This window comes from Gottfriedia acidiceleris, assembly GCF_036421055.1.
In the GTDB taxonomy this organism is placed as follows: Bacteria; Bacillota; Bacilli; order Bacillales; family Bacillaceae_G; genus Gottfriedia; species Gottfriedia acidiceleris_C.
This window is the reverse complement of record NZ_JAZGQS010000007.1, coordinates 1-22,264: the sequence shown is the minus strand read 5'-3', so window position 1 is coordinate 22,264 and position 22,264 is coordinate 1. Positions and strand designations below refer to the sequence as shown.

The following is a 22,264-nucleotide window of genomic DNA, read 5'->3' as shown; positions in this document are numbered from 1 at the left end:
GAGATGTATTAATTGAGTAATACACCTAGTTATGCATTAAGTGTATGAACTAAATAGTACACACACATACTACAAAAATCGTATAAAGAACGAGGAGGTGGATTGATGGAATTTATAGTGAATAACCGTGAACCTGTTTATCTACAGGTCGTTAGGCATTTTAAGCAACAAATTGCCAAAAGACTATTAGAAGCTGGTCAAGAAATACCATCAAGAAGAGAATTAGCTGTTCAATTTAATATAAATCCAAATACTGTACAAAAAGCATACAAGGAAATGGAGGAACAAGGATTGATTACAACTGAACGAAATTTCCCTAGTAAGATTACGACTGATATAAAAGTTTTAAATGGTGTACGAAATGAATTGATTATGGAAGCTGTAAATGAATTTGTCGATTCAATTAAAGTAATTAATGTTCCTGTTGAAGAGTTACTTACAATGGTCAAACAAAACTATGAACAAAAGATAAAGGATGAAGGGAAAGGAGAGGCTTAAATGATACAAGTAAAGAATGTTTCAAAAAAATACGGTCGGAAAAATGTTTTACGTGATATCTCTTTCACAGCAAATAAAGGAGAAATCACTTGTTTAATTGGTATTAATGGTGTTGGTAAGTCTACAACGATGAAGGCAATTATGGGGATTACGCCAATCGATCGCGGTGAAATAGTAATAGATGATAAGAAAATGAATCATACAATGTACGAAAACATCACGTTTATTCCAGATACACTTACAATGCTACCTAGTTTTACAGTAGGAGAAGCAATGCAGTTTATGAAGGATTTTTATGTAAATTGGAATCCAGAGCGTGCAAAAGAATTACTTGGATTTTTCCGATTAAAGGAAGATGAGAAACTGGGTGAGCTTTCAAAAGGGAATGCTGCAAAAGCAAATTTACTTTTTGGTTTAGGACTAGATGTTGATTATGTTCTGATGGATGAACCTTTTTCCGGTATCGATATGTTTAGTAGAGAGCAAATTGCAAAAGTGTTTACGAGTCACTTAATTGAGGATCGAGGCGTGATCATAACTACGCACGAAATTGGTGACATTGAGCATTTAATTGATAAGGTCGTTTTATTAGATAACGGTGAAATTCTGAAAGAGTTTTATACAGAAGAGATTCGATTAGAAGAAGGTAAATCAGTGATGGACGTAATGAGAGAGGTGTACGAATCGTGAATCGTTATTTAAAACTAGTTAACTTTGAAGTGAATCGATTTTTTAAATTATATATAGGGTTACTTATTATAGTAGCTATTTCACAGTTTGTAAGTTTATTTTTAGTAAAATCCAACTATATGCAAGCTGCTAACGATGCAAACTATGCAAGTTCTATGAAAGCAACAGAGCAGTTTATCTCTTCAAATGGGTTACTTACCTTTAATCAGGTTGCTAATCATTTACTATTTGTTGGTCCAATTGTCATATGCATAGCTTTAATGATGTTCTATGTTTTTATTATTTGGTACAGAGATTATTTTGGGAAAAACACGTTTATTTACCGTTTATTTATGCTGCCAACTTCAAGAATGACAATTTACTTTGCGAAAGCAACTACAATCTTAATTATGGTGTTGAGTTTGCTCGCATTTCAATTAATACTTTTACCGATTGAAATAAAAGTATTTCAACAAATAGTTCCAAGTGAACTTTTAGGAAAAATGAATATGGTTAGTCTTGTTATGGGTCCTAATATTTTTCAAATGATTTTACCAAGTAATTTTATGGATTTCATTTTTAGGTATCTAATTGGAATGGGACTAGTGTTTACCCTATTCACATTCATATTATTGGAGCGTAGTTATCGTTGGAAAGGCATAATTTTTGGGATTTTATACGTGGTTGCAATTGCAGGTTTACTTCTTATACCAGCTTTTATTGAATCCTATTTATTTGGAGATGATTTTGCATTTTATCCGAGTGAAGTGTTCTATATGGAATTAGGTCTTTTTACAATCATCATTACAGTTTCAATCTTATTTAGTAAATATTTATTAAAAAACAAAGTATCGGTTTAAGGAGGAGTTAGAATGAAGCGATATCGTAATTTGGCAGTAATAGCCGTTGTCACGACAATTAGTTTAGGTACGTTTTTTACGAAAGTAGCTATGTCAGAAAGCAAGTTGCCTAAATTTTACTTAAAGACTGAAAGTGGAGATAAAAAATACGTTAAAGATTTAACGATTAGCGCTGGATATGATCAGAGTGGAGGTAGTGGAGGTAGTGGAGGTAGAGGTTTAACTATTACTACTGATGGAAGTGAATATACAGACAAAAATTCAATGCTAAGTGAACTTGATAGTGACTACTATGATTTAAAGAAATTAGATGATTTAAAGAAGAAAGAAAGAAACTTTATGCGCGGAAAACTTTCTTCTTCTCAATTTTATATCGATAAAGATTATGCTTGGCATGCTGATGTAAAAGGTGGAAAACTTGGTGGTACGTATGAGCACCAAAATAATCATTTTAAAATGTATATAGATGGTCTTGATCTTCATAATAAAGACCGTTTTAAATTTAAACTTGATATTCCAGAGGAAGAAAACTACTCATATATTTATGTACAAGATGTACAATTAATCGGTAAAGATTTAATTGTCACTACTTATCAAAATAAAACGGATGTAGTGAATGATAAAACTACAAATTCAAATATAAATGTCGATCAAAATGAATTAGTTATGTATCGAATTAATGTAAACCAAAAGAAAATTGTTGATCGTACAGTCATTAATAAATCATCCAATGATCAAAATTCTCGTACACATACTGACATACAAAATCTAATACAAGATTCAGATGAAACTGTTCCTTCTAAATTCGATGTATACAAAAAAGTAAAATTAAAGGATACAGTTCAAGCAAATGGAGAAACGGAAACTGAAGAACTTAGTAATGAAGTAATCATATTTAATTTAGAAACTCGTAAAGAAGAAAATTTAAATTTATCGAGTGAACAAAAAGAGCAATTAATGCAGAGTAATGTAATTCTTGATAAAGAAAACTTGTATTTTATAACGCAAAGTGATAAAGATCTTTCAGTTTTAAAGTATAATCTAAACAATAAAAAAGTCGAAGGTGAAACAGTACTCATAAAAAAGGTAGATAGTAATAATCTTTCAAATTATAAAGTCATCGACGGAAAACTATATGCAATTACGAATAGTACTGAAAATCCTAGCAAGTTCAATAAAGATTTGATTGTTGCTGATTTAGCAAATGGACAAAATGTTTTCGAAGGCAAAATTGAAGTGAAGAATAATAAAGGAAAATCTAGTAAAGCATTAAAAAAATTACAAGTGTATGATTTCCAGGTTGAATAAGTAGGGCAGGAAAAAGATAGAGATTGGTATAGGAAAGGATTTTATAAAATTTATGAAATCTTTTCTTACTCCTCTTCTTTCTTTATTCCTGTTCTTTTTTCTTTGCCTGTCTACTCTCCTGTTTTCTAAAAGAATGTACGTTCTAGTTTGATTACTTGCTTTCGTACTTAAACATCGATAATATGTAAAGATGATTAAATTTAAAGTACATTTGTTCTGTTTTTGATTGATTTTTGAAATTTTGTGGTAAAATAGAAGGATAGGTATGTTTTGGAAATGGAGGCGGGGAAGATGGAGCAGGAATTCGAGGTAGTTTCTAATTATTCACCTCAAGGCGACCAGCCAAATGCGATTAAGCAGTTAGTTGATGGGGTTAGAAATGGTAAAAAGCATCAAGTTTTATTAGGTGCAACAGGTACGGGAAAAACGTTTACCATTTCAAATGTAATTAAAGAAATAGGAAAACCAACATTAGTATTTGCTCACAATAAAACATTAGCAGGTCAATTATATAGTGAATTAAAAGAGTTTTTTCCAAATAATGCAGTTGAGTATTTCGTTAGTTACTATGATTATTTTCAGCCAGAAGCTTATGTACCTCAAACAGATACTTATATTGAAAAAGATTCAAGTATTAATGATGAAATTGATAAATTACGTCACTCTGCGACTTCCTCCCTATTTGAACGTAAGGATGTCATTATTGTAGCGAGTGTATCTTGTATTTACGGTTTAGGTTCTCCTGAAGAATATCGTGAATTAGTTTGTTCTCTACGAATTGGAATGGAAATAAGTAGAGACGACTTATTACATAAACTAGTAGACATTCAGTATGCGCGTAATGATATTGACTTCTCACGTGGTACATTTCGAGTTCGTGGAGATGTTGTTGAAATATTCCCGGCATCACGTGATGAGCACTGTATTCGTGTGGAATTTTTTGGTGATGAAATTGAGAGAATTAGAGAAGTAGATGCTTTAACAGGTGAAATTTTAGGTGACCGTGAACACGTTGCAATTTTCCCGGCTTCCCACTTCGTTACACGTGAAGAAAAAATGAAAATCGCCATTAAAAATATTGAAGTTGAATTAGAAGAACGATTAAAGGAAATGAGAGATAATGGTAAGTTACTAGAAGCTCAAAGACTTGAGCAACGAACTAGATATGATTTAGAAATGATGAACGAGATGGGATTTTGTTCAGGAATTGAAAACTATTCCCGTCATCTGACGCTAAGACCACCAGGTTCTACGCCATATACATTATTAGATTATTTTCCAGAAGATTTCTTAATGGTGATTGACGAGTCCCATGTTACAGTTCCGCAAATTAGAGGAATGTTTAACGGTGATCAAGCTCGAAAGCAAGTATTAGTAGACCATGGATTCCGTTTGCCTTCAGCATTGGACAATCGACCATTAAAGTTTGCAGAGTTTGAAGAAAAAGTTCAACAAACTATTTATGTAACTGCTACACCTGGACCATATGAGCTAGATCTGTGTCCTGAGAAAGTAGAGCAAATTATTCGTCCAACAGGTCTACTAGATCCGACGATAGATGTTCGTCCGATTGAAGGTCAAATTGACGATCTGATCGATGAAGTTCGTAATCGCATTGCTAAAAATGAGAGAGTACTAATTACTACTCTAACGAAGAAAATGTCTGAAGATTTAACGGATTATTTAAAAGAAATCGGAATTAAGGTTAACTATTTGCATTCTGAAATTAAAACGCTTGAACGAATTGAAATTATTCGTGATCTTCGTTTAGGTAAATATGATGTGTTAATCGGTATTAACCTTTTACGTGAAGGGATCGATATTCCTGAAGTTTCATTAGTTGTCATTTTAGATGCAGATAAAGAAGGGTTTTTACGATCTGAACGTTCACTAATCCAAACAATTGGTCGAGCTGCAAGGAATTCAAATGGTCATGTTATTATGTATGCCGATAAAATGACGAATTCGATGGATATTGCTATAAATGAAACAAAACGTCGTCGTGAGATTCAGGAAGAATATAACAAAAAACACGGAATCACTCCTAAAACGATTATTAAGCAAGTACGTGATGTGATTCGAGCTACTTCAGTAGCTGAAGAGGAAGAAGTTTATGAAAACGGCATTAGTGCTAAATATAAGAAAATGAACAAAAAAGAACGTCATTTATTTATTCAATCAATTGAAATGGAAATGAAGGACGCAGCGAAGGCGCTTGATTTTGAACGAGCAACAGAACTTCGTGACTTAATATTAGAATTGAAGTCTGAGAGGTGAAGAACTTGAAAAGTATGAATGAAATAATTATTAAAGGGGCCAGAGCGCATAACTTAAAAAATATCGATGTAACGATTCCTCGTAATCAATTAGTAGTTGTGACTGGTTTATCGGGATCAGGAAAGTCATCTTTAGCATTTGATACGATTTATGCAGAAGGTCAACGTAGATATGTAGAATCATTATCTGCGTATGCTCGTCAATTTTTAGGTCAAATGGATAAACCTGATGTTGATTCAATCGAAGGACTTTCTCCTGCGATTTCAATTGATCAAAAAACAACTAGCCGAAATCCGCGTTCAACAGTTGGTACAGTAACAGAGATTTACGACTATTTACGTCTTCTTTATGCTCGTATTGGAACGCCAATTTGTCCAAATCATGGTATCGAAATTTCTTCCCAAACAGTTGAACAAATGGTAGATCGTGTAATGGAGTATCCTGAACGAACGAAAATTCAAGTGCTTGCCCCAGTGGTATCTGGTCGTAAAGGGACACATGTAAAAGTATTTGAAGAAATTAAAAAACAAGGCTTCGTTCGCGTTCGTGTTGATGGTGAGTTATTTGACGTATCTGATGAAATAGAATTAGAGAAAAATAAGAAGCATTCAATCGAAGTAGTAATTGACCGTATTGTTGTAAAAGATGGTGTAGCATCTCGACTAGCTGATTCTCTTGAAACAGCATTAAAACTAGGAGAAGGTCGAGTGATTATTGATGTAATCGGTGAAGAGGAATTACTATTTAGTGAACATCATGCATGTCCACTGTGTGGATTCTCAATTGGGGAATTAGAACCGCGTATGTTTTCGTTTAACAGCCCGTTTGGCGCTTGCCATTCATGTGATGGATTAGGAACGAAATTAGAAGTGGATTTAAACTTAGTTATCCCAAATGATGATTTAACTCTTAAAGAAAATGCAATAGCACCGTGGGAATCAATTAGCTCGATGTATTATCCTCAATTACTAGAAAGTGTATGTAATCATTACGGAATTGATATGAATATCCCATTTAAAGATATACCAAAAGATCAACAAGATAAAATTCTTTATGGTAGTAATGGAGAACAAATCTATTTTAAATATGATAACGAGCAAGGTCACGTACGTGAAGCAATGATTGAATTTGAAGGTGTTATTTCAAATGTAGAAAGACGTTTTAAAGAAACATCTTCAGATTTTATTCGTGAGCAAATGGAAAAATACATGGCTCAACAACATTGTCCAACTTGTAAAGGGCATCGTCTAAGAAAAGAGGCCCTTGCTGTATTTATTGGTGGCTTGCATGTTGGTGAAGTGACAAAAATGTCAGTTAAAGAAGCGTTTGATTTCTTTGGATCGCTTGAATTAACACCGAAACAAGAAAAAATTGCTAATCTAATCCTTCGTGAAATTAGAGAGCGATTAGGCTTTTTAGTAAATGTTGGTTTAGATTATTTAACATTGAACCGAGCTGCAGGTACATTATCTGGTGGAGAAGCGCAAAGGATTCGTTTAGCGACTCAAATTGGTTCGAGATTAACTGGTGTATTATATATTTTGGATGAGCCATCAATTGGATTACACCAACGTGATAATGATCGTTTAATCTCAACTTTGTTAAATATGAGAGACATTGGAAATACATTAATTGTTGTAGAACATGATGAAGATACGATGCTAGCGGCAGATTATTTAATTGATATCGGACCAGGAGCTGGTATTCATGGTGGACAGGTCATATCACAAGGAACGCCAAATGAAGTAATGAATGATCAAAATTCATTAACAGGGAAGTACTTATCAGGTGAGAAGTTTATTCCAGTTCCGCTTGAGCGTAGAAAAGGCGATGGACGTGAAATTAAAATTGTTGGAGCAAAAGAAAACAATTTAAAAAATGTTTCAACTTCATTCCCATTAGGTACGTTCGTTGCCGTAACAGGTGTATCAGGATCAGGGAAAAGTACATTAATTAATGAGATTTTATATAAATCATTAGCTCAAAAATTAAATGGTTCGAAAGTACGTCCAGGAGAGCATAAAGAAATTAAAGGGATTGAACAATTGGAAAAGGTTATTGATATTGATCAATCACCAATTGGACGTACTCCTCGTTCAAATCCAGCTACTTATACGGGTGTATTTGATGATATTCGAGATGTATATGCCGCTACGAATGAATCAAAAGTTCGCGGTTATAAGAAAGGTCGTTTTAGCTTCAATGTTAAAGGTGGTAGATGTGAAGCATGCCGAGGCGATGGAATTATTAAAATAGAAATGCATTTCTTGCCTGATGTTTACGTACCATGTGAGGTTTGTCATGGTAAACGATATAATCGAGAAACTTTAGAAGTTAAGTATAAAGATAAATCGATATCTGAAGTTTTAGATATGACAGTTGAGTATGCAGTTTCGTTTTTTGAAAATATTCCTAAGATTAAACGGAAACTTCAAACGTTAAATGATGTAGGTTTAGGGTATATTACATTAGGTCAGCCTGCTACGACTTTATCTGGCGGAGAAGCACAGCGTGTTAAACTAGCTTCCGAGCTTCATAAGCGTACGAATGGAAGAACTTTATATATATTAGATGAACCTACTACAGGGCTTCATGTTGATGATATTGCTCGATTATTAGTTGTTTTACAAAGACTAGTAGATAATGGAGATACTGTACTTGTAATTGAACATAACTTAGATGTCATAAAAGCAGCCGACCATCTAATCGATCTAGGACCAGAAGGTGGAGACAAAGGTGGTACCATCGTAGCAACCGGTACACCAGAGAAACTAAGTAAAGTCGAAGCGTCTCATACAGGAAAGTATTTAAAAGCTGTATTAGAGCGTGACAAAGCTAGAATGGAACAAAGATTGGCATTGATGGAATCCTAAAAAAGTCTCTTTTAAAAGTGTATAATTATTGAAATATTGATGTGATAGAGTAGTTGATTAAAACGAAAGGATACTCAACGCCAGTTGAATTAGCTGGATAGCGAGCATTCTGAAACGGAAATCAACTATTCTTCTTTTACTTTGTCAGAATGTAGAATCAATAGGGCTACTTTTACGAAAATTTCGACAATAATTAATAAGAGTCTTATTCAACAGTATGACAAAGAATAGGACCTATACTCCTTTTCTTTGTATTTGTTTTTATTTAGGAATTGTTAATGCTATTCATAATTCCTTTTACTTGAAAAGTAGTCCACATTTCTTTAATGTTTTAACATAGAATAAATAATGAAATAGAAAAATAAGTAATGATTAAAAATGAGTGCGTATGGATAGAGAGGAGATTTTTGTGAAAAAACTATATCGATCTTCTAAAGATTCTATGCTTGCTGGTGTTTGTGGTGGATTGGGTAAGTATTTTAATATGGACAGTACATTAATCCGTTTACTGTTTGTTATTTTATTCTTTGTAGGATTTGGAGCACTTCTATTCGTTTATTTAATTTGGATATTTGTTTGTTCCAGAAGAAGGTGACGTGAAATAAATGAGATGGTTATTTTCATTAGCTATTAATAGCTTAGTTTTTATTGTAGTAGCAGGATTTTTGCAACCTGATTTTTATGTAAAAAATATTCCAACGGCTATCATTGCTGCGTTGGTGTTATCGATCTTAAATACAATTATTCGCCCAATCTTAATTTTAATCACTCTACCTGTAACCATTTTTACGATGGGGTTATTCCTGTTTATTATTAATGCATTTACATTAGAAATTACTGATTATTTATTAGGAGATGCCCTACGAGTAAATGGATTTGGAACTGCAATTATCGCATCGATTCTAATTAGTACATTCAGTATGCTAATACAATATTTTGTATTTGGTTCAAAGGATAAGAAAAAGCATAGTCATCGGTAAAAAAGAGGGGTCTCTTAAGTTAAAGTACTTTTGAGAGTCTCTTTTTTTTGATTAATGGGATATTCGAATATTTTGTGAACTCCGTTGGTATTTGACTTATTGTCATTACTATATTGCTAAAAATGATTGAAAGTTACTAAATTTGTGAAAAAAATACTTTTATATTAATGATTTTTAATTGTTTTAGCGCAGTTGCTGACTTGTCGACATTTTCCCCAAAAGTTTAAAAATGGTACAATATGAGAGATAATACATAATTATTAATCCTTAGGAGGCTTGTATGGCTAAATTACGTACAAAGAATTTAGTTGAGTATTTTAAATTAGAGGTCATTAGTGGAAGTGCAGGTTTGAATCGTTCGATTAACACGACTGACTTATCTCGCCCAGGTATAGAAGTAGCAGGTTTTTTTACATACTATCCATCTGATCGAGTACAAATATTAGGAAAAACAGAATTAACTTTTTATCATAGCTTAACTGACGAAGAAAAACATAATCGATTAAGAAAACTTTGTGCAGATGATACGCCTTGTATTATCGTGACACGAGGTTTAGAAATTCCATCTGAATTAATTGAAGCGGGTGAAGAAACTGGAGTACCTATTTTACTCTCAAACAGTAAGACAACTAAAATGTACAGTAGACTTACAAGTTATTTAGAGGCTAAACTTGCTCCAACTACAGCATTACACGGTGTATTAGTTGATATTTATGGTGTAGGCGTATTAATTACTGGGAAAAGTGGAGTTGGTAAAAGTGAAACAGCCCTAGAGTTAGTAAAACGTGGTCATCGATTAGTAGCTGATGATTCAGTAGAGATCCGTCAAACTGATGAGGATACGCTAATTGGTTCGTCGCCAGAATTAATTGAACATTTATTGGAAATTCGTGGATTAGGAATTATTAATGTAATGACTCTTTTCGGAGCAGGATCTGTACGTAATTACAAGCGTATTACGTTGAACATTGATCTAGAGACATGGGATTCTCAAAAGGTTTACGACAGAGTAGGCTTAGACGATGAAAAACTTAAAATATTAGATACAGATATTTCAAAAATAACATTGCCTGTTCGACCAGGTCGAAATTTGGCTGTTATTATTGAAGTAGCAGCGATGAATTTCCGATTGAAAAATATGGGAGTAAATGCAGCGCAGCAATTTGCAGATCGATTAGAAAAAGTAATTCAAGGCGGTAATAACGTTAGTGATTTAATTTAATGAAAAAGTGGGGAAATTGAAATGGAGTCAAATATTCAGCCATTAGATAAAGTATTTTTACACTTAGGTCCTCTTTCAATAAAGTGGTATGGGGTATTGATTGGTTTAGGTGTTGTATTAGGTTTATGGTTAGCAATTCGTGAAAGTAAACGACGTGGAATACCTGATGATACATTTTTGGATCTTATTTTAGTAGCTCTACCTTCAGCAATTATAGGGGCTAGAATTTATTATGTGCTCTTTGAGTGGAGCTACTATTCAAAACATGTTAGTGAAATACCAGCAATTTGGCATGGTGGGTTAGCTATTCACGGTGGTTTAATAGGAGCCTTTATTGCTAGTTACTTCTTTTCTAAGAAAAGAGGCATTTCATTTTGGAAGCTTGCAGATATCGCCGCACCAAGTATTTTAGTAGGCCAAATGCTTGGACGTTGGGGAAACTTCATGAACCAAGAGGCACATGGAGGACCAGTAACTAGATCATTTTTAGAAAGTCTTCATTTACCTAATTGGATCATTAATCAAATGTATATTGATGGAACGTATTATCATCCAACTTTTTTATATGAATCATTATGGAGTTTATTAGGGATTATTTTCTTACTAATCTTAAGAAAAGCGAATCTAAGACGCGGTGAAATGTTTTTAACTTATTTAATTTGGTACTCAGTTGGTCGTTTCTTTATTGAAGGACTAAGAACAGATAGTTTAATGTTAACAAGTACAATTAGAATGGCGCAATTTATTTCAGTCGTAATTATCATACTATCTATTATCATTCTTATTTATCGTAGAGTTAAAGGGTTATCAAATGAGCGTTATTTAGACGCATAAGTTTGTAAAACAGGAGTGGGGAGCACGTTGGAAACTTTAAAGAGAGGGTTACTAGTAGGTTTACAAACTTCTTGGAAAATAGGGAAAATAATTTTCCCTATTTCTTTTATTTTAACGATTATTAAAGAAACTGCACTAATGGACTGGTTTGTTAATATTCTTGAACCATTAATGAGTTTTATCGGTTTAAAGGGAGATGCAGCATTAGTATTAGTTTTAGGGAATGTTTTAAATCTTTATGCAGCTCTTGGAGCAATGCTACCAATGGATTTAACTGTTAAGGAGGCATTGATTCTTGCAGTTATGTTAAGTTTTTCTCATAATCTATTTGTTGAAACGACAGTAGCTACTGCTGTGGGGGTTCGAGCATCTTTTGTTGTGTTAGTAAGGATAGGATTTGCAATTATATCTGCTATTTGTATCCATTTCTTTTGGTCTGGTGGAACAGAAATTGTTCATAAAGGCATTGCGGTTGCAGAAAGCGTTAACCAGTCCGGATGGGATATCGTTTATAATGCCATCATCTCGTCATTAATGGGTATTTTAAACCTTATTAAAATTGTTTTTCCATTAATGCTAGTTATTCAAATTGCAAAAGATTTTGGGTGGATGAATTATATAACAAAAGCATTATCTCCATTTACTAAATTAATCGGTGTTGAAGCAAAAGCCGGTGTTACATTGGCTGCGGGATTGTTTTTTGGATTAGCTTTTGGAGCAGGTGTAATGATTCAAGCCGTTAAAGAAGATGGTGTTTCGAAACGAGATTTATACCTTGTTTTCTTATTTTTAGTAGCTTGTCATGCTGTTGTAGAAGATACACTTCTCTTTATTCCTTTGGGTATTCCGGTTTTATACTTATTTTTAATTCGTTTCTTTGTCGCATTAGTTGTTACTTGTATAGTTGCAAGAATCGTAGGAAGAGTTGGTAGAAAAACGGAATCAAGTTTAAAAGCTGAAGTGAAATAGAAAGGAGTTTCTTATGAAAATAAATACGATACTTTTTGATTTAGATGGTACTTTAATCAATACAAATGAATTAATTATCGCTTCATTCTTGCATACTTTGAATAAATATTATCCTGAACAATATAAACGTGAACATGTTATACCTTTTATGGGTCCAACTTTAACTGAATCTTTCTCTACGGTAGATGCAGAAAGAGTTGATGAGTTTATCTCGGAATATCGCCGTTTTAATATGGAGATGCATGATGAGTTTGTTGAGGAGTATGAAACGGTTTATGAGACGATTGAAACTTTACACAAATTAGGCTATAAAATTGGGATTGTAACAACAAAGGCACGAAATGTTGTTGAAATGGGGCTAAGTTTTAGTCGATTAAAGCAATTCTTTGATACTGTTATCACAATTGATGACGTACAAAATGCTAAGCCACATCCAGAACCGATTCAATTAGCCTTAAAGAAATTACATTCTAATCCTGAAGAGAGTATAATGGTGGGAGATAATTACCATGATATTGAAGGTGGTAAAAATGCTGGAACGAAAACAGCAGGAGTTGCTTGGTCACTAAAAGGAAAAGAATTTTTAGCTACTTTTAAACCTGATTTTATGCTTGAAAAGATGAGCGATCTATTACCGATTTTAGGAATTGATGAAAATTGAGGAAAACGAAGCGCTACTTAATCGAAGGTGAGAATTCACTTTGGCAAGTGTACAAGACTGTTTCATTTTGGAAAACATTTCGAAATACTATTGTGATTGAAATAGCTCGTTATATCCCTTTCTTTAGACTGAAAAACTGGATGTATAGGTATCTTATTGGAATGAAAGTAGGAGAGTATACATCCTTTGCGTTTAAAGTAACGCCTGACTTAATGTTTCCAGAATTAATTTCAGTTGGTAAGAATTCGATTATTGGCTATAATACAACAATCTTGGCGCATGAATATTTAATTAATGAATATCGATTAGGAGAAGTCATTATTGGTAATAATGTGTTAATTGGTGCAAATACGACAATCCTGCCGGGTGTCACAATTGGTGATGGTGCAAAAGTTTCAGCTGCAACACTGGTCAATAAGGATGTTCCAGCTGGTGCATTCGTTGGAGGTAATCCTATGGTTATCATTTCATTACCACAATCTGAAACTACTCTTTAAACTCTTAAAAAAGTGGTTTTCAATATTTTTTGTTTCGGTTAAAATAATACTTTGACAACTTATTAAGATAATGTGGAAATTGTACGTACGTTTAAAATTCTTATAATTTGGACGGCGACTATTTCCTCTTTTTATGTGATATACTGTGATAAGCTTGAAAAACTGGAGGATCGAATGTCTGAAAATTTGGGGAATCAAACAAATCAATTTCATAATGTCGTTTCGTTCTCGTTACCGAAAGATTATTTCTACGAAAAAGGAATGAAAGCTTATAATAGTAACGATTCTGAGCAAGCGATTTATTATTTGAAAAAAGCTGCTGAAAATGAAGAAAATCAAACAGTTCTTATAGATATTTCTAGAAAGCTTTTATCATTACATCAATATCAAACTACAATAACTATTTTAGAATATATTTTAGATAAATTTCCAACAAATGAGGATGTATATTATTTATTAGCATTTGCATTTTTTGAATTAGGATTGTTTCAAAAAGCCAATTTGTATGCTCAAAAGTATTTAGAAATTGGTACGGATGAAGAACAAATAGAAGAACTAGAAGACTATTTAGATATTATTCATAGTGAAGAAGATGATGATTTTAGTATTAATGATGATTTATTAGTGCTGCAAGAGCGAGTTACAAGCTATTTGGCAAATCATGATTGGAAATCTGCTAAAACAACTTTACTTACAATTGTTGATAAGTATCAAGAATTTTGGCCAGCTTATAATAACTTAGCTTTAGTAGAACTTCATTTAGGTAATCCTGAGGAAGCTGAAAGAGTATTACAATATGTTTTAGAACAAAATCCAGGTAATTTATCAGCCTTAATTCATTTAACAATGCTAAAAAGAATATTAAATGAACAAGAAATTGCTCTGCAATATCTTGAAGGCTTATCCAATATTGTTCCAATTTCTGAAGAGCACCGCCACAAGCTTGGTGTACTTTTCTATCAATTCAAGAAGTATGACGAAGCTTATAAGTTATTTAACTTACTTTATATGGAACGACCAGATCGTGAAATACAGTTTTATTATATGTTCTGTGATGCAGCTTATCAATCTGGAAGAATTGAAACGGCGGAGCGTATTTGGAATTTTGAAATGACAAGTGAATTTGATGATCATGAGGAATTGGCACCATGGGCTGAAAAAAAACATTCATCAAATGAAATCGAACAATTAATGGCTGAAACAGAGTACCAAGCAAAATACTCCAATTCGAATAGTGAGAGATGGGGATTAATCTATTTTATGAAGGAATATTATTATGAACAAAAATTCAGTTCAATCCTTCAAGATTTAAATCCATTAGAAAATATTGGCCTTGATGAACAATTAGAACAAGTTCTTTTGAATAATATGTGTTATCTAGAGCCTCATCCATCGCTGAATATTGCAATTAACGGAGCAAAAAAAGTTCAGACAACTTGGGAAGAAGATTATATAATACTACGTAATCATCTTCAATTATGGTTTTTCGCTATTTGTGAACTTACAGTAAAATATAAAGAATTACCAGTAAATGAAGATGTTTTATTAGCTGCTACACATTATCTTGTTGAAAATGAAGTAAAACGTGTATCACAAAAGAAAATTGCAGCAAACTATAATATCTCTACCTATTTATTAAATAAAGGCATTAGCGCCATTCGAAGCTTGTTTTAATACCAGATGGTGTTAATGCAAGCTTCTTTATTTCTCATTAAGGTGAGTATAAATTGGCAGCAAGGATTTGTACTCGATGTGTTAGCCAATACTAGGTATTAAGTATAAGTGAAACTACGCCTTTGACTTCTCCTAAAAGCTCGTCAATCGAAGAGTTTTCTTTATCATGAGCATATGATTTGTTGTTTTATGTCATCGCGTATTAGGATAGTGGTAGTTAATGAAGTAGGGCAATTAGCCATTTAAGTACAAGGAGTGATTAAGAAATGGAAGAAAAAATTTATGATGTAATTATTATTGGAGCTGGTCCTGCAGGGATGACTGCAGCTGTATATACATCTCGTGCAAATCTTTCTACATTAATGATGGAACGTGGTATTCCAGGTGGACAGATGGCAAATACTGAAGAAATAGAAAACTACCCAGGTTTTGATAGTATTTTAGGTCCAGATTTATCAAATAAAATGTTTGATCATGCGAAAAAATTCGGTGCTGAATACGCTTATGGTGACATTAAAGAAATTATCGACGGTAAAGAATATAAAACAATCATTGCTGGTAAAAAAGAATACAAAGCTCGTGCAATTATTATTTCGACTGGTGCAGAATACAAAAAAATTGGTGTTCCAGGAGAGCAAGAGCTTGGAGGTCGTGGTGTATCTTACTGTGCAGTTTGTGATGGAGCGTTCTTTAAGGATAAAGAATTAGTTGTTATAGGTGGTGGAGATTCAGCAGTAGAAGAAGGTGTGTATTTAACTCGATATGCTTCTAAAGTTACAATTGTTCACCGTAGAGATCAATTAAGAGCTCAAAAAATTCTTCAAGACCGTGCATTTGCAAATGAAAAAATTTCATTTATTTGGAATTCAACAATTAAAGAAATTAACGGAACTGATGGTAAAGTAAGTAGCGTAACGCTTGTAGATACTCAAAATGGTGAAGAATCTGAATTTAAAACAGATGGTGTATTTATCTATATTGGAATGCTTCCATTAACAAAACCATTCTTAAGTTTAGGTATTACGAATGAAAATGGATATATCGAAACAAATGATGTAATGGAAACAAGAGTACCAGGTATTTTTGCAGCTGGTGATGTTCGTGAAAAAACTTTACGTCAAGTTGTAACAGCTACTGGAGATGGAAGTATTGCTGCTCAAGCAGTACAACATTATATTGAAGAATTAAAAGAAGAATTATCTAAAACTAAGTAAGCTTGATTAATTCGTTAAACTAATTAATAAAATTAAGTTTTAGAATTGTGAACGAAATTGTAATATTCTGAAACTTATATGTAATTAGGGTGTAACTCTCTTGAAACATAGTTACTGTAATATAGACACTAACCAGAGAGCCCCCTAATATATATAGGAACATGGATATGCGCTTGTCCATGTTCCCTTTTTTTGTGCTTTAAATTGCAGAGACGAATGAGGATTAGACCTAGCTGCAAATTTTAGCATTAAGTATAAGTGAAACTACGCCTTTGTCATTTAAAGCCCATCAAAAGTGAGTTTTCTTTATTTGTCTCCGAAAGTGATCGGTTTCGTTCCTCAAACCGTAGTTCGAACCCACAAAATCTTTTCCTTTAGCCAGTGCTTTCTACCTTAATTCCAACTCTTAACAAGTTGTTGTCTGACTAGTTTAACGGTATAATATAGATTGGGCAGTTTCAACCAACTGCAAGTCCAAATTGTAAGTGAGGTATAGGAAATGCAAAGAGTTACACATTGTGTTTTGGTAAATGAAAATAATATCCTCTTGCTACAAAAACCTAGAAGAAACTGGTGGGTTGCACCCGGCGGTAAGATGGAGCCAGGTGAAAACATTAGAGAAGCAGTTGTTCGTGAATATCGTGAAGAAACAGGTGTTTACTTAAAAAACCCAAAATTAAAAGGTGTTTTTACAATTATTATAGAAGAAGATGCTAAGGTAGTGAATGAATGGATGATGTTTTCATTTTTGGCTACCGAGTTTGACGGTGAAAATCAAGATGAGTGTGAAGAAGGAATTCTTCGCTGGCATGCAATAGATGACGTGAAAAATCTTCCTATGGCAGCAGGTGACTATCATATTATTGATTATTTATTAAAGGGTACAGAAATTTTACATGGTACCTTTGTTTATACACCGGATTTTGAATTATTAAGATATCGTTTGAATCCTAGTTAACCTTAAATTATAGAAAGGGTTGAGTTAAATGCCTACAAGATCACATGTGAAAATGGTTATTATAACTGGAATGTCAGGTGCTGGAAAGACTGTCGTTGTTCAAGCGTTAGAAGATATCGGTTATTTCTGTGTAGATAATCTTCCTCCTGCTCTACTTCCAAAATTTGTAGAGTTATTAAAGGACCCGGATCACAATACAACAGACAAAGTTGCTCTTGTTATGGATTTACGTGGAAGAGAATTTTTTGATCAGCTAGGGAATTCATTAGATCAATTAATGTCAACTCCTTCAATCATCCCTCAAATTTTATTTTTAGATGCAACGAATGCTGCTCTTGTTACTCGCTACAAAGAAACACGACGTTCACACCCACTTTCTCCAACGGGATCTCCATTAAAAGGAATTGAGTTGGAACGTACTCTTTTAGCTGAAGTAAAAGGGCGTGCACAATTAATTTACGATACTTCAGATTTAAAACCTAAAATATTACGAGAAAAAATAATAGAGCAATTTAGAGAAAATGAACAAGAAGGTTTTTCAGTAAATATTCAGTCATTCGGTTTTAAGTACGGAATACCAATCGATGCAGATTTAGTATTTGACGTACGATTTTTACCAAACCCATTTTATATTGAATCAATGCGTCCTTTAACTGGCTTAGATGAAGAAGTTTCCTCTTATGTTCTTAAATTTAATGAGACAACAGAATTTATGTTGAAACTAATTGATTTAATTAGTTTCATGTTACCTCAATATAAAAGAGAAGGTAAACGACAACTTATCATTGCGATCGGATGTACAGGTGGACAGCATCGCTCTGTTACTTTAGCAGAGTATTTAGCTAACTACTATAAGGATCAATATGATACGAATATTAGTCATCGGGACGTTGAAAAAAGGAGTCATAAGTAATGGTTAGTCAACGTTCAAAAATAGTAATAATCGGAGGAGGAACGGGGCTATCTGTTTTAGTTCGAGGGTTGAAAAAACATCCCGTTGATATTACCGCTATCGTTACAGTCGCAGATGACGGTGGTAGCTCTGGACGATTACGTGACGAGTTAAAAATTCCACCGCCTGGTGATGTACGAAATGTTCTTGCCGCATTGTCAGATGTGGAACCGATGTTGGAAGAATTATTCCAGCATCGATTTGCAACATCTGGAGACCTTTCTGGACATTCTCTAGGTAATTTAATGCTAAGTGCAATGACTGCGATAACAGGTGATTTTTATCGTGCAATCATTGAAATGAGAAGGGTATTAAATGTTAGAGGGAAAGTAATACCAGCAGCTAATCAAAGTGTCGTATTAAAAGCTGAATTAGAAGACGGCACAATTGTTTCAGGTGAATCGAAAATTCCTTATTCTGGAAATAAGATTAAAAGAGTATTTTTAGCACCAGGTAATGTTGAACCTTTAAAAGAGGCACTTGATGAAATTAATCGTGCTGACTTAATTGTACTTGGACCGGGTAGTTTATATACAAGTATCCTTCCTAATCTATTAGTTACTAAAATTGGGAAGGCTGTTATAAATGCAAAAGCTAAAAAAGTATATGTATGTAATGTGATGACTCAAGCGGGTGAAACTTTGCATTATACAGCTAGTGATCATGTAAAGGCTATATACCAACATTTAGACTCAAGTTTTATCGATACAATTATTGTAAATGAAGGCACAATGCCTAAAAATATTTTAGAACTTTATAAGGAAGAACATGCTCAACAAGTAAAACTAGATATAAATGAGCTTGAATCTTTAAATCTAGAAATTGTTCATAAGTCGATCGTTAAATATGATGATAATGTGATTAGGCATGATACAGTAAAGTTAGCTGAAATCTTATGTGATCTAATCCCAACAAAAATAAAAGACTAATGAAAAAATATATAGAACTAGAAGGAGGGGGTGATTCAAATGTCCTTTGCATCAGAAACGAAAAAAGAATTAACAACGATTGAGATCAAAGATTGTTGTTCAAAATCTGAGCTATCCTCTTTAATTCGAATGAATGGTTCATTATCAATAGCGAATCGCCAATTTATTGTAGATGTAGTTACTGAAAATGCAGCAATTGCTAGACGAATATATGTATTAATAAAACGTGTTTATGATGTGGACGTTGAATTGCTCGTTCGTAAAAAAATGCGTCTTAAAAAGAACAATGTATATATTGTTCGAATAAAAGAAGAAGCGAAACATATTTTAAATGATCTTTATATAACTGGTGAAGGATTTACCTTTACGAATGAAATAGCGAAAGAGCTAATTGCGAAGAAATGTTGTAAACGCTCCTATTTAAGAGGTGCTTTTCTAGCTGGAGGTTCGGTAAATAATCCAGAGACTTCTTCATACCATTTAGAAATTTTTTCACTATATAAAGAGCATACAGAAGAAATTTGTCGCCTAATGAATGAATTCGGATTAAATGCTAAAACACTGGAGAGACGTAAAGGCTATATTACGTACTTAAAGGAAGCAGAAAAAATTACTGAGTTTTTAAACGTTGTAGGTGCACATTCAGCTTTATTAAGGTTTGAAGATATCCGCATTGTAAGAGATATGAGAAACAGTGTTAATCGTCTAGTAAATTGTGAAACTGCGAACTTAAATAAAACAATCAGTGCAGCCTTCAGGCAAATTGAAAATATACGTTATATCCAAAGCTCAGTTGGTTTAGATATATTGCCGCCAAAGCTACGTGAAATTGCAGAACTTCGAGTAGCATATGAGGATGTAACATTAAAAGAGTTAGGTGAAATGGTATCTAGTGGTGCGATTAGTAAATCAGGAATCAATCATCGACTACGTAAAATTGATGAAATAGCTGATAAACTAAGAGCTGGAGAACCAATAAAAATAAAATAAAAGTTAAGAGGGAAGAAAAAATGATTGAGAAAAAAGGGAGAGTACTATTAGAAACAGGAATACAGGCTCGTCCAGCAGCACAATTTGTTCAAGTTGCTACGAGATTTCGTTCAGAAGTATTATTAGCTTACAAAGGTAAACAAGTAAACGTTAAGAGTATTATGGGTGTTATGAGTCTCGCTGTACCACATGGAGAAGAAATAGTCATTACTGTTACTGGGGACGATGAAGTTGAAGCGATGGAAGCCGTAATGGACTTTATTGGAGAAGAAATTTAATGTAACTGGACATTCACAAGTTGGATGTCCAATTTTTTTTTATAAAAAAACTAGCCGAAAAATTACGGCTAGTTTTTTATTATTATTTAATAGCTGCAGTATTAGAAATTACTTTATCAATTAATCCATATTCTAATGCACGGTCTGCAGTCATAAAGTTATCGCGCTCTGTATCACGCTCGATCGTATCTAATGGTTGACCAGTACGATCTGCAAGAATTTTGTTTAATTTATCACGTAAGAACAAGATTCGCTTAGCTGCAATTTCAATTTCAGTAGCTTGACCTTGAGCACCACCTAATGGTTGGTGAATCATAACTTCTGCATTTGGAAGAGCATATCTCTTTCCTTTTTCCCCAGCAGATAATAAGAAAGCACCCATTGAAGCCGCCATACCAATACAAATTGTAGATACTTGAGGCTTAATAAAGTTCATCGTATCATAAATAGCCATACCAGCAGTAATACTTCCTCCTGGACTATTTATGTATAATGAAATATCCTTATCTGGATCTTCTGCTGCTAAAAATAAAAGTTGTGAAACAATAGAGTTAGCTACGTTATCATCGATTGCACTACCTAACATGATGATACGGTCTTTTAATAGACGAGAGTATATATCATACGCACGCTCACCACGACTTGTTTGTTCAATAACTGTAGGAATTAAATTCATTTTTTCTCCTCCTTGTTTAAAAGAAATGAATGATTAATACAATAATACCTTTAAGGTCAGAAAAGGTCAAATAAAAGAGATGCTATATTTAATGTATTATTTAACCAAAAAAATATTGACCTTTTATAACATATTTATTTATCTAATACTTCAACATCATTAACGACTTTTCCTATTATTAAACGTAACTTTATGTAGTTTTTCTTTTCGATATGTTAAAAAACTAATAACTAAATGATTAGAACTTATTTTACGCTATGGACTAAACGTAGTCCATCCAAGATGAGAACGAAAGAAAGAAGCAAACCATAAAAAAAAGTCCCCTATAAACAGGGACGTCTTAAATTTATATTTTTTTGTTTAAATTAAATTTTTGCTTAATTTTTCTTATTAATTTAATACATAAATAAACTATACTACTTAAAATACCAAGTATAATTATTAAATTTTTTAACAAAAAATGGAGATAAATGTGACAATATATCAAAAACTAAACATCCGTTATTAAAGAGTAAGCTAGAGGTAATGAAAAAATGATACGTGAATATATACTGGTCAAAGACACATTAAAACGGCTTAAGAAAAAATGATTTTACAGGTATCAACAAGCCATCAAAAAACGGAAAAAACCTATAAAATAATGATCATCAAAGATATTTTCGTACTCAAAAGAAACCTAAATCATTGCGGTCAGAACATTCTAACGATATAATAATATATAAGATTTTCTTATTAACCTTAGATAAAGTTACAAAGCGAAACATCAGCGCACCAATCGAGCCGCTGCTTGCATTAACCTACTGAGATTGGGGCGACAGATACACTATATTTATTTTAATTAGATATTATAATGCGTTCGTAGCTCAGTGGATAGAGCACGATCGAATAAGCTACAAAGCGAAACATCAGCGCACCAATCGAGCCGCTACTTGCATTAACCTACTG

The 22,264-nt window shown here is 33.2% G+C and carries 21 protein-coding genes; 20 read left to right on the top strand and 1 reads right to left on the bottom strand.

Annotated features, from left to right (window positions below; all coding sequences use genetic code 11):
- Positions 1-105: 105 nt before the first annotated feature.
- The 20 genes from RAH41_RS12035 (at position 106) to RAH41_RS11940 (ending at position 20,643) form a co-directional block, all read left to right on the top strand.
- Positions 106-498: a GntR family transcriptional regulator gene (locus tag RAH41_RS12035; RefSeq protein WP_331222719.1), complete on the top strand. Its 393-nt coding sequence runs from the start codon at positions 106-108 to the stop codon at positions 496-498.
- Positions 499-1,188 (top strand): ABC transporter ATP-binding protein, encoded by a 690-nt coding sequence (locus tag RAH41_RS12030; protein ID WP_331222718.1) that lies wholly within the window; start codon positions 499-501, stop codon positions 1,186-1,188. It abuts the gene before it with no gap.
- Positions 1,185-2,027, top strand: a complete 843-nt coding sequence (locus tag RAH41_RS12025) for a hypothetical protein (protein WP_331222717.1) — start codon at positions 1,185-1,187, stop codon at positions 2,025-2,027. The genes RAH41_RS12030 and RAH41_RS12025 overlap by 4 nt, the downstream gene beginning before the upstream one ends.
- Before the next feature lie 12 nt (positions 2,028-2,039).
- Positions 2,040-3,335 (top strand): hypothetical protein, encoded by a 1,296-nt coding sequence (locus RAH41_RS12020; protein ID WP_331222716.1) that lies wholly within the window; start codon positions 2,040-2,042, stop codon positions 3,333-3,335.
- Positions 3,336-3,626: 291 nt separating this feature from the next.
- Positions 3,627-5,612, top strand: a complete 1,986-nt coding sequence (gene uvrB, locus RAH41_RS12015; protein ID WP_331222715.1) for an excinuclease ABC subunit UvrB — start codon at positions 3,627-3,629, stop codon at positions 5,610-5,612.
- A gap of 14 nt (positions 5,613-5,626) precedes the next feature.
- Positions 5,627-8,485, top strand: a complete 2,859-nt coding sequence (gene uvrA / locus RAH41_RS12010) for an excinuclease ABC subunit UvrA (RefSeq protein WP_331223032.1) — start codon at positions 5,627-5,629, stop codon at positions 8,483-8,485.
- Between the two features lie 409 nt (positions 8,486-8,894).
- Positions 8,895-9,080, top strand: a complete 186-nt coding sequence (locus tag RAH41_RS12005; protein WP_331222714.1) for a PspC domain-containing protein — start codon at positions 8,895-8,897, stop codon at positions 9,078-9,080.
- A gap of 10 nt (positions 9,081-9,090) precedes the next feature.
- Positions 9,091-9,465: a phage holin family protein gene (locus tag RAH41_RS12000; protein WP_025671435.1), complete on the top strand. Its 375-nt coding sequence runs from the start codon at positions 9,091-9,093 to the stop codon at positions 9,463-9,465.
- A gap of 280 nt (positions 9,466-9,745) precedes the next feature.
- The gene (gene hprK / locus RAH41_RS11995) at positions 9,746-10,687 is read left to right on the top strand and encodes an HPr(Ser) kinase/phosphatase (RefSeq protein WP_098232001.1); all 942 of its coding nucleotides are present in this window, start codon (positions 9,746-9,748) and stop codon (positions 10,685-10,687) included.
- A gap of 21 nt (positions 10,688-10,708) precedes the next feature.
- Positions 10,709-11,521, top strand: coding sequence for a prolipoprotein diacylglyceryl transferase (gene lgt / locus RAH41_RS11990; RefSeq protein ID WP_331222713.1), 813 nt, complete (start codon positions 10,709-10,711; stop codon positions 11,519-11,521).
- A gap of 27 nt (positions 11,522-11,548) precedes the next feature.
- Complete coding sequence (locus tag RAH41_RS11985; protein ID WP_331222712.1) at positions 11,549-12,490, top strand: nucleoside recognition domain-containing protein; 942 nt, start codon at positions 11,549-11,551, stop codon at positions 12,488-12,490.
- A 13-nt stretch (positions 12,491-12,503) separates the two neighbouring features.
- Entirely contained in the window at positions 12,504-13,151 is a 648-nt protein-coding gene (gene ppaX / locus RAH41_RS11980; RefSeq protein WP_331222711.1) for a pyrophosphatase PpaX, read from the top strand.
- Positions 13,148-13,648 (top strand): acyltransferase, encoded by a 501-nt coding sequence (locus tag RAH41_RS11975; RefSeq protein ID WP_331222710.1) that lies wholly within the window; start codon positions 13,148-13,150, stop codon positions 13,646-13,648. Before ppaX ends, RAH41_RS11975 begins: the two co-directional genes overlap by 4 nt.
- A 174-nt stretch (positions 13,649-13,822) precedes the next feature.
- A complete protein-coding gene (locus RAH41_RS11970; protein ID WP_331222709.1) occupies positions 13,823-15,322 on the top strand; it encodes a tetratricopeptide repeat protein in 1,500 nt (499 codons plus the stop codon).
- Between the two features lie 266 nt (positions 15,323-15,588).
- Complete coding sequence (gene trxB, locus RAH41_RS11965) at positions 15,589-16,536, top strand: thioredoxin-disulfide reductase (protein WP_331222708.1); 948 nt, start codon at positions 15,589-15,591, stop codon at positions 16,534-16,536.
- Positions 16,537-17,035: 499 nt separating this feature from the next.
- Complete coding sequence (locus RAH41_RS11960) at positions 17,036-17,494, top strand: 8-oxo-dGTP diphosphatase (RefSeq protein ID WP_331222707.1); 459 nt, start codon at positions 17,036-17,038, stop codon at positions 17,492-17,494.
- A gap of 28 nt (positions 17,495-17,522) precedes the next feature.
- Positions 17,523-18,407, top strand: coding sequence for an RNase adapter RapZ (rapZ, locus tag RAH41_RS11955; protein ID WP_331222706.1), 885 nt, complete (start codon positions 17,523-17,525; stop codon positions 18,405-18,407).
- Positions 18,407-19,375 (top strand): YvcK family protein, encoded by a 969-nt coding sequence (locus RAH41_RS11950; RefSeq protein ID WP_331222705.1) that lies wholly within the window; start codon positions 18,407-18,409, stop codon positions 19,373-19,375. Before rapZ ends, RAH41_RS11950 begins: the two co-directional genes overlap by 1 nt.
- Positions 19,376-19,414: 39 nt before the next feature.
- Positions 19,415-20,365 (top strand): DNA-binding protein WhiA, encoded by a 951-nt coding sequence (gene whiA / locus RAH41_RS11945; protein ID WP_097973535.1) that lies wholly within the window; start codon positions 19,415-19,417, stop codon positions 20,363-20,365.
- A gap of 20 nt (positions 20,366-20,385) precedes the next feature.
- Positions 20,386-20,643, top strand: a complete 258-nt coding sequence (locus RAH41_RS11940; RefSeq protein WP_025568719.1) for an HPr family phosphocarrier protein — start codon at positions 20,386-20,388, stop codon at positions 20,641-20,643.
- 82 nt (positions 20,644-20,725) lie between these two features.
- Here RAH41_RS11940 and clpP read toward each other — a convergent pair whose 3' ends face one another.
- On the bottom strand, positions 20,726-21,319 hold the full coding sequence (gene clpP / locus RAH41_RS11935) for an ATP-dependent Clp endopeptidase proteolytic subunit ClpP (protein ID WP_025568718.1): 594 nt from the start codon (positions 21,317-21,319) through the stop codon (positions 20,726-20,728).
- Between the last annotated feature and the right edge of the window lie 945 nt (positions 21,320-22,264).

Bases quoted from the DNA above. Each gene is read 5' to 3' on its own strand.
- trxB (WP_331222708.1), top strand. From the start codon at position 15,589: ATGGAAGAAAAAATTTATGATGTAATTATTATTGGAGCTGGTCCTGCA.
- RAH41_RS11940 (WP_025568719.1), top strand. From the start codon at position 20,386: ATGATTGAGAAAAAAGGGAGAGTACTATTAGAAACAGGAATACAGGCT.
- RAH41_RS12000 (WP_025671435.1), top strand. From the start codon at position 9,091: ATGAGATGGTTATTTTCATTAGCTATTAATAGCTTAGTTTTTATTGTA.
- RAH41_RS12035 (WP_331222719.1), top strand. From the start codon at position 106: ATGGAATTTATAGTGAATAACCGTGAACCTGTTTATCTACAGGTCGTT.
- RAH41_RS12030 (WP_331222718.1), top strand. From the start codon at position 499: ATGATACAAGTAAAGAATGTTTCAAAAAAATACGGTCGGAAAAATGTT.
- ppaX (WP_331222711.1), top strand. From the start codon at position 12,504: ATGAAAATAAATACGATACTTTTTGATTTAGATGGTACTTTAATCAAT.
- rapZ (WP_331222706.1), top strand. From the start codon at position 17,523: ATGCCTACAAGATCACATGTGAAAATGGTTATTATAACTGGAATGTCA.
- lgt (WP_331222713.1), top strand. From the start codon at position 10,709: ATGGAGTCAAATATTCAGCCATTAGATAAAGTATTTTTACACTTAGGT.
- uvrA (WP_331223032.1), top strand. From the start codon at position 5,627: ATGAATGAAATAATTATTAAAGGGGCCAGAGCGCATAACTTAAAAAAT.
- RAH41_RS12020 (WP_331222716.1), top strand. From the start codon at position 2,040: ATGAAGCGATATCGTAATTTGGCAGTAATAGCCGTTGTCACGACAATT.
- whiA (WP_097973535.1), top strand. From the start codon at position 19,415: ATGTCCTTTGCATCAGAAACGAAAAAAGAATTAACAACGATTGAGATC.
- RAH41_RS11960 (WP_331222707.1), top strand. From the start codon at position 17,036: ATGCAAAGAGTTACACATTGTGTTTTGGTAAATGAAAATAATATCCTC.
- RAH41_RS11950 (WP_331222705.1), top strand. From the start codon at position 18,407: ATGGTTAGTCAACGTTCAAAAATAGTAATAATCGGAGGAGGAACGGGG.
- uvrB (WP_331222715.1), top strand. From the start codon at position 3,627: ATGGAGCAGGAATTCGAGGTAGTTTCTAATTATTCACCTCAAGGCGAC.
- clpP (WP_025568718.1), bottom strand. From the start codon at position 21,319: ATGAATTTAATTCCTACAGTTATTGAACAAACAAGTCGTGGTGAGCGT.
- hprK (WP_098232001.1), top strand. From the start codon at position 9,746: ATGGCTAAATTACGTACAAAGAATTTAGTTGAGTATTTTAAATTAGAG.
- RAH41_RS11970 (WP_331222709.1), top strand. From the start codon at position 13,823: ATGTCTGAAAATTTGGGGAATCAAACAAATCAATTTCATAATGTCGTT.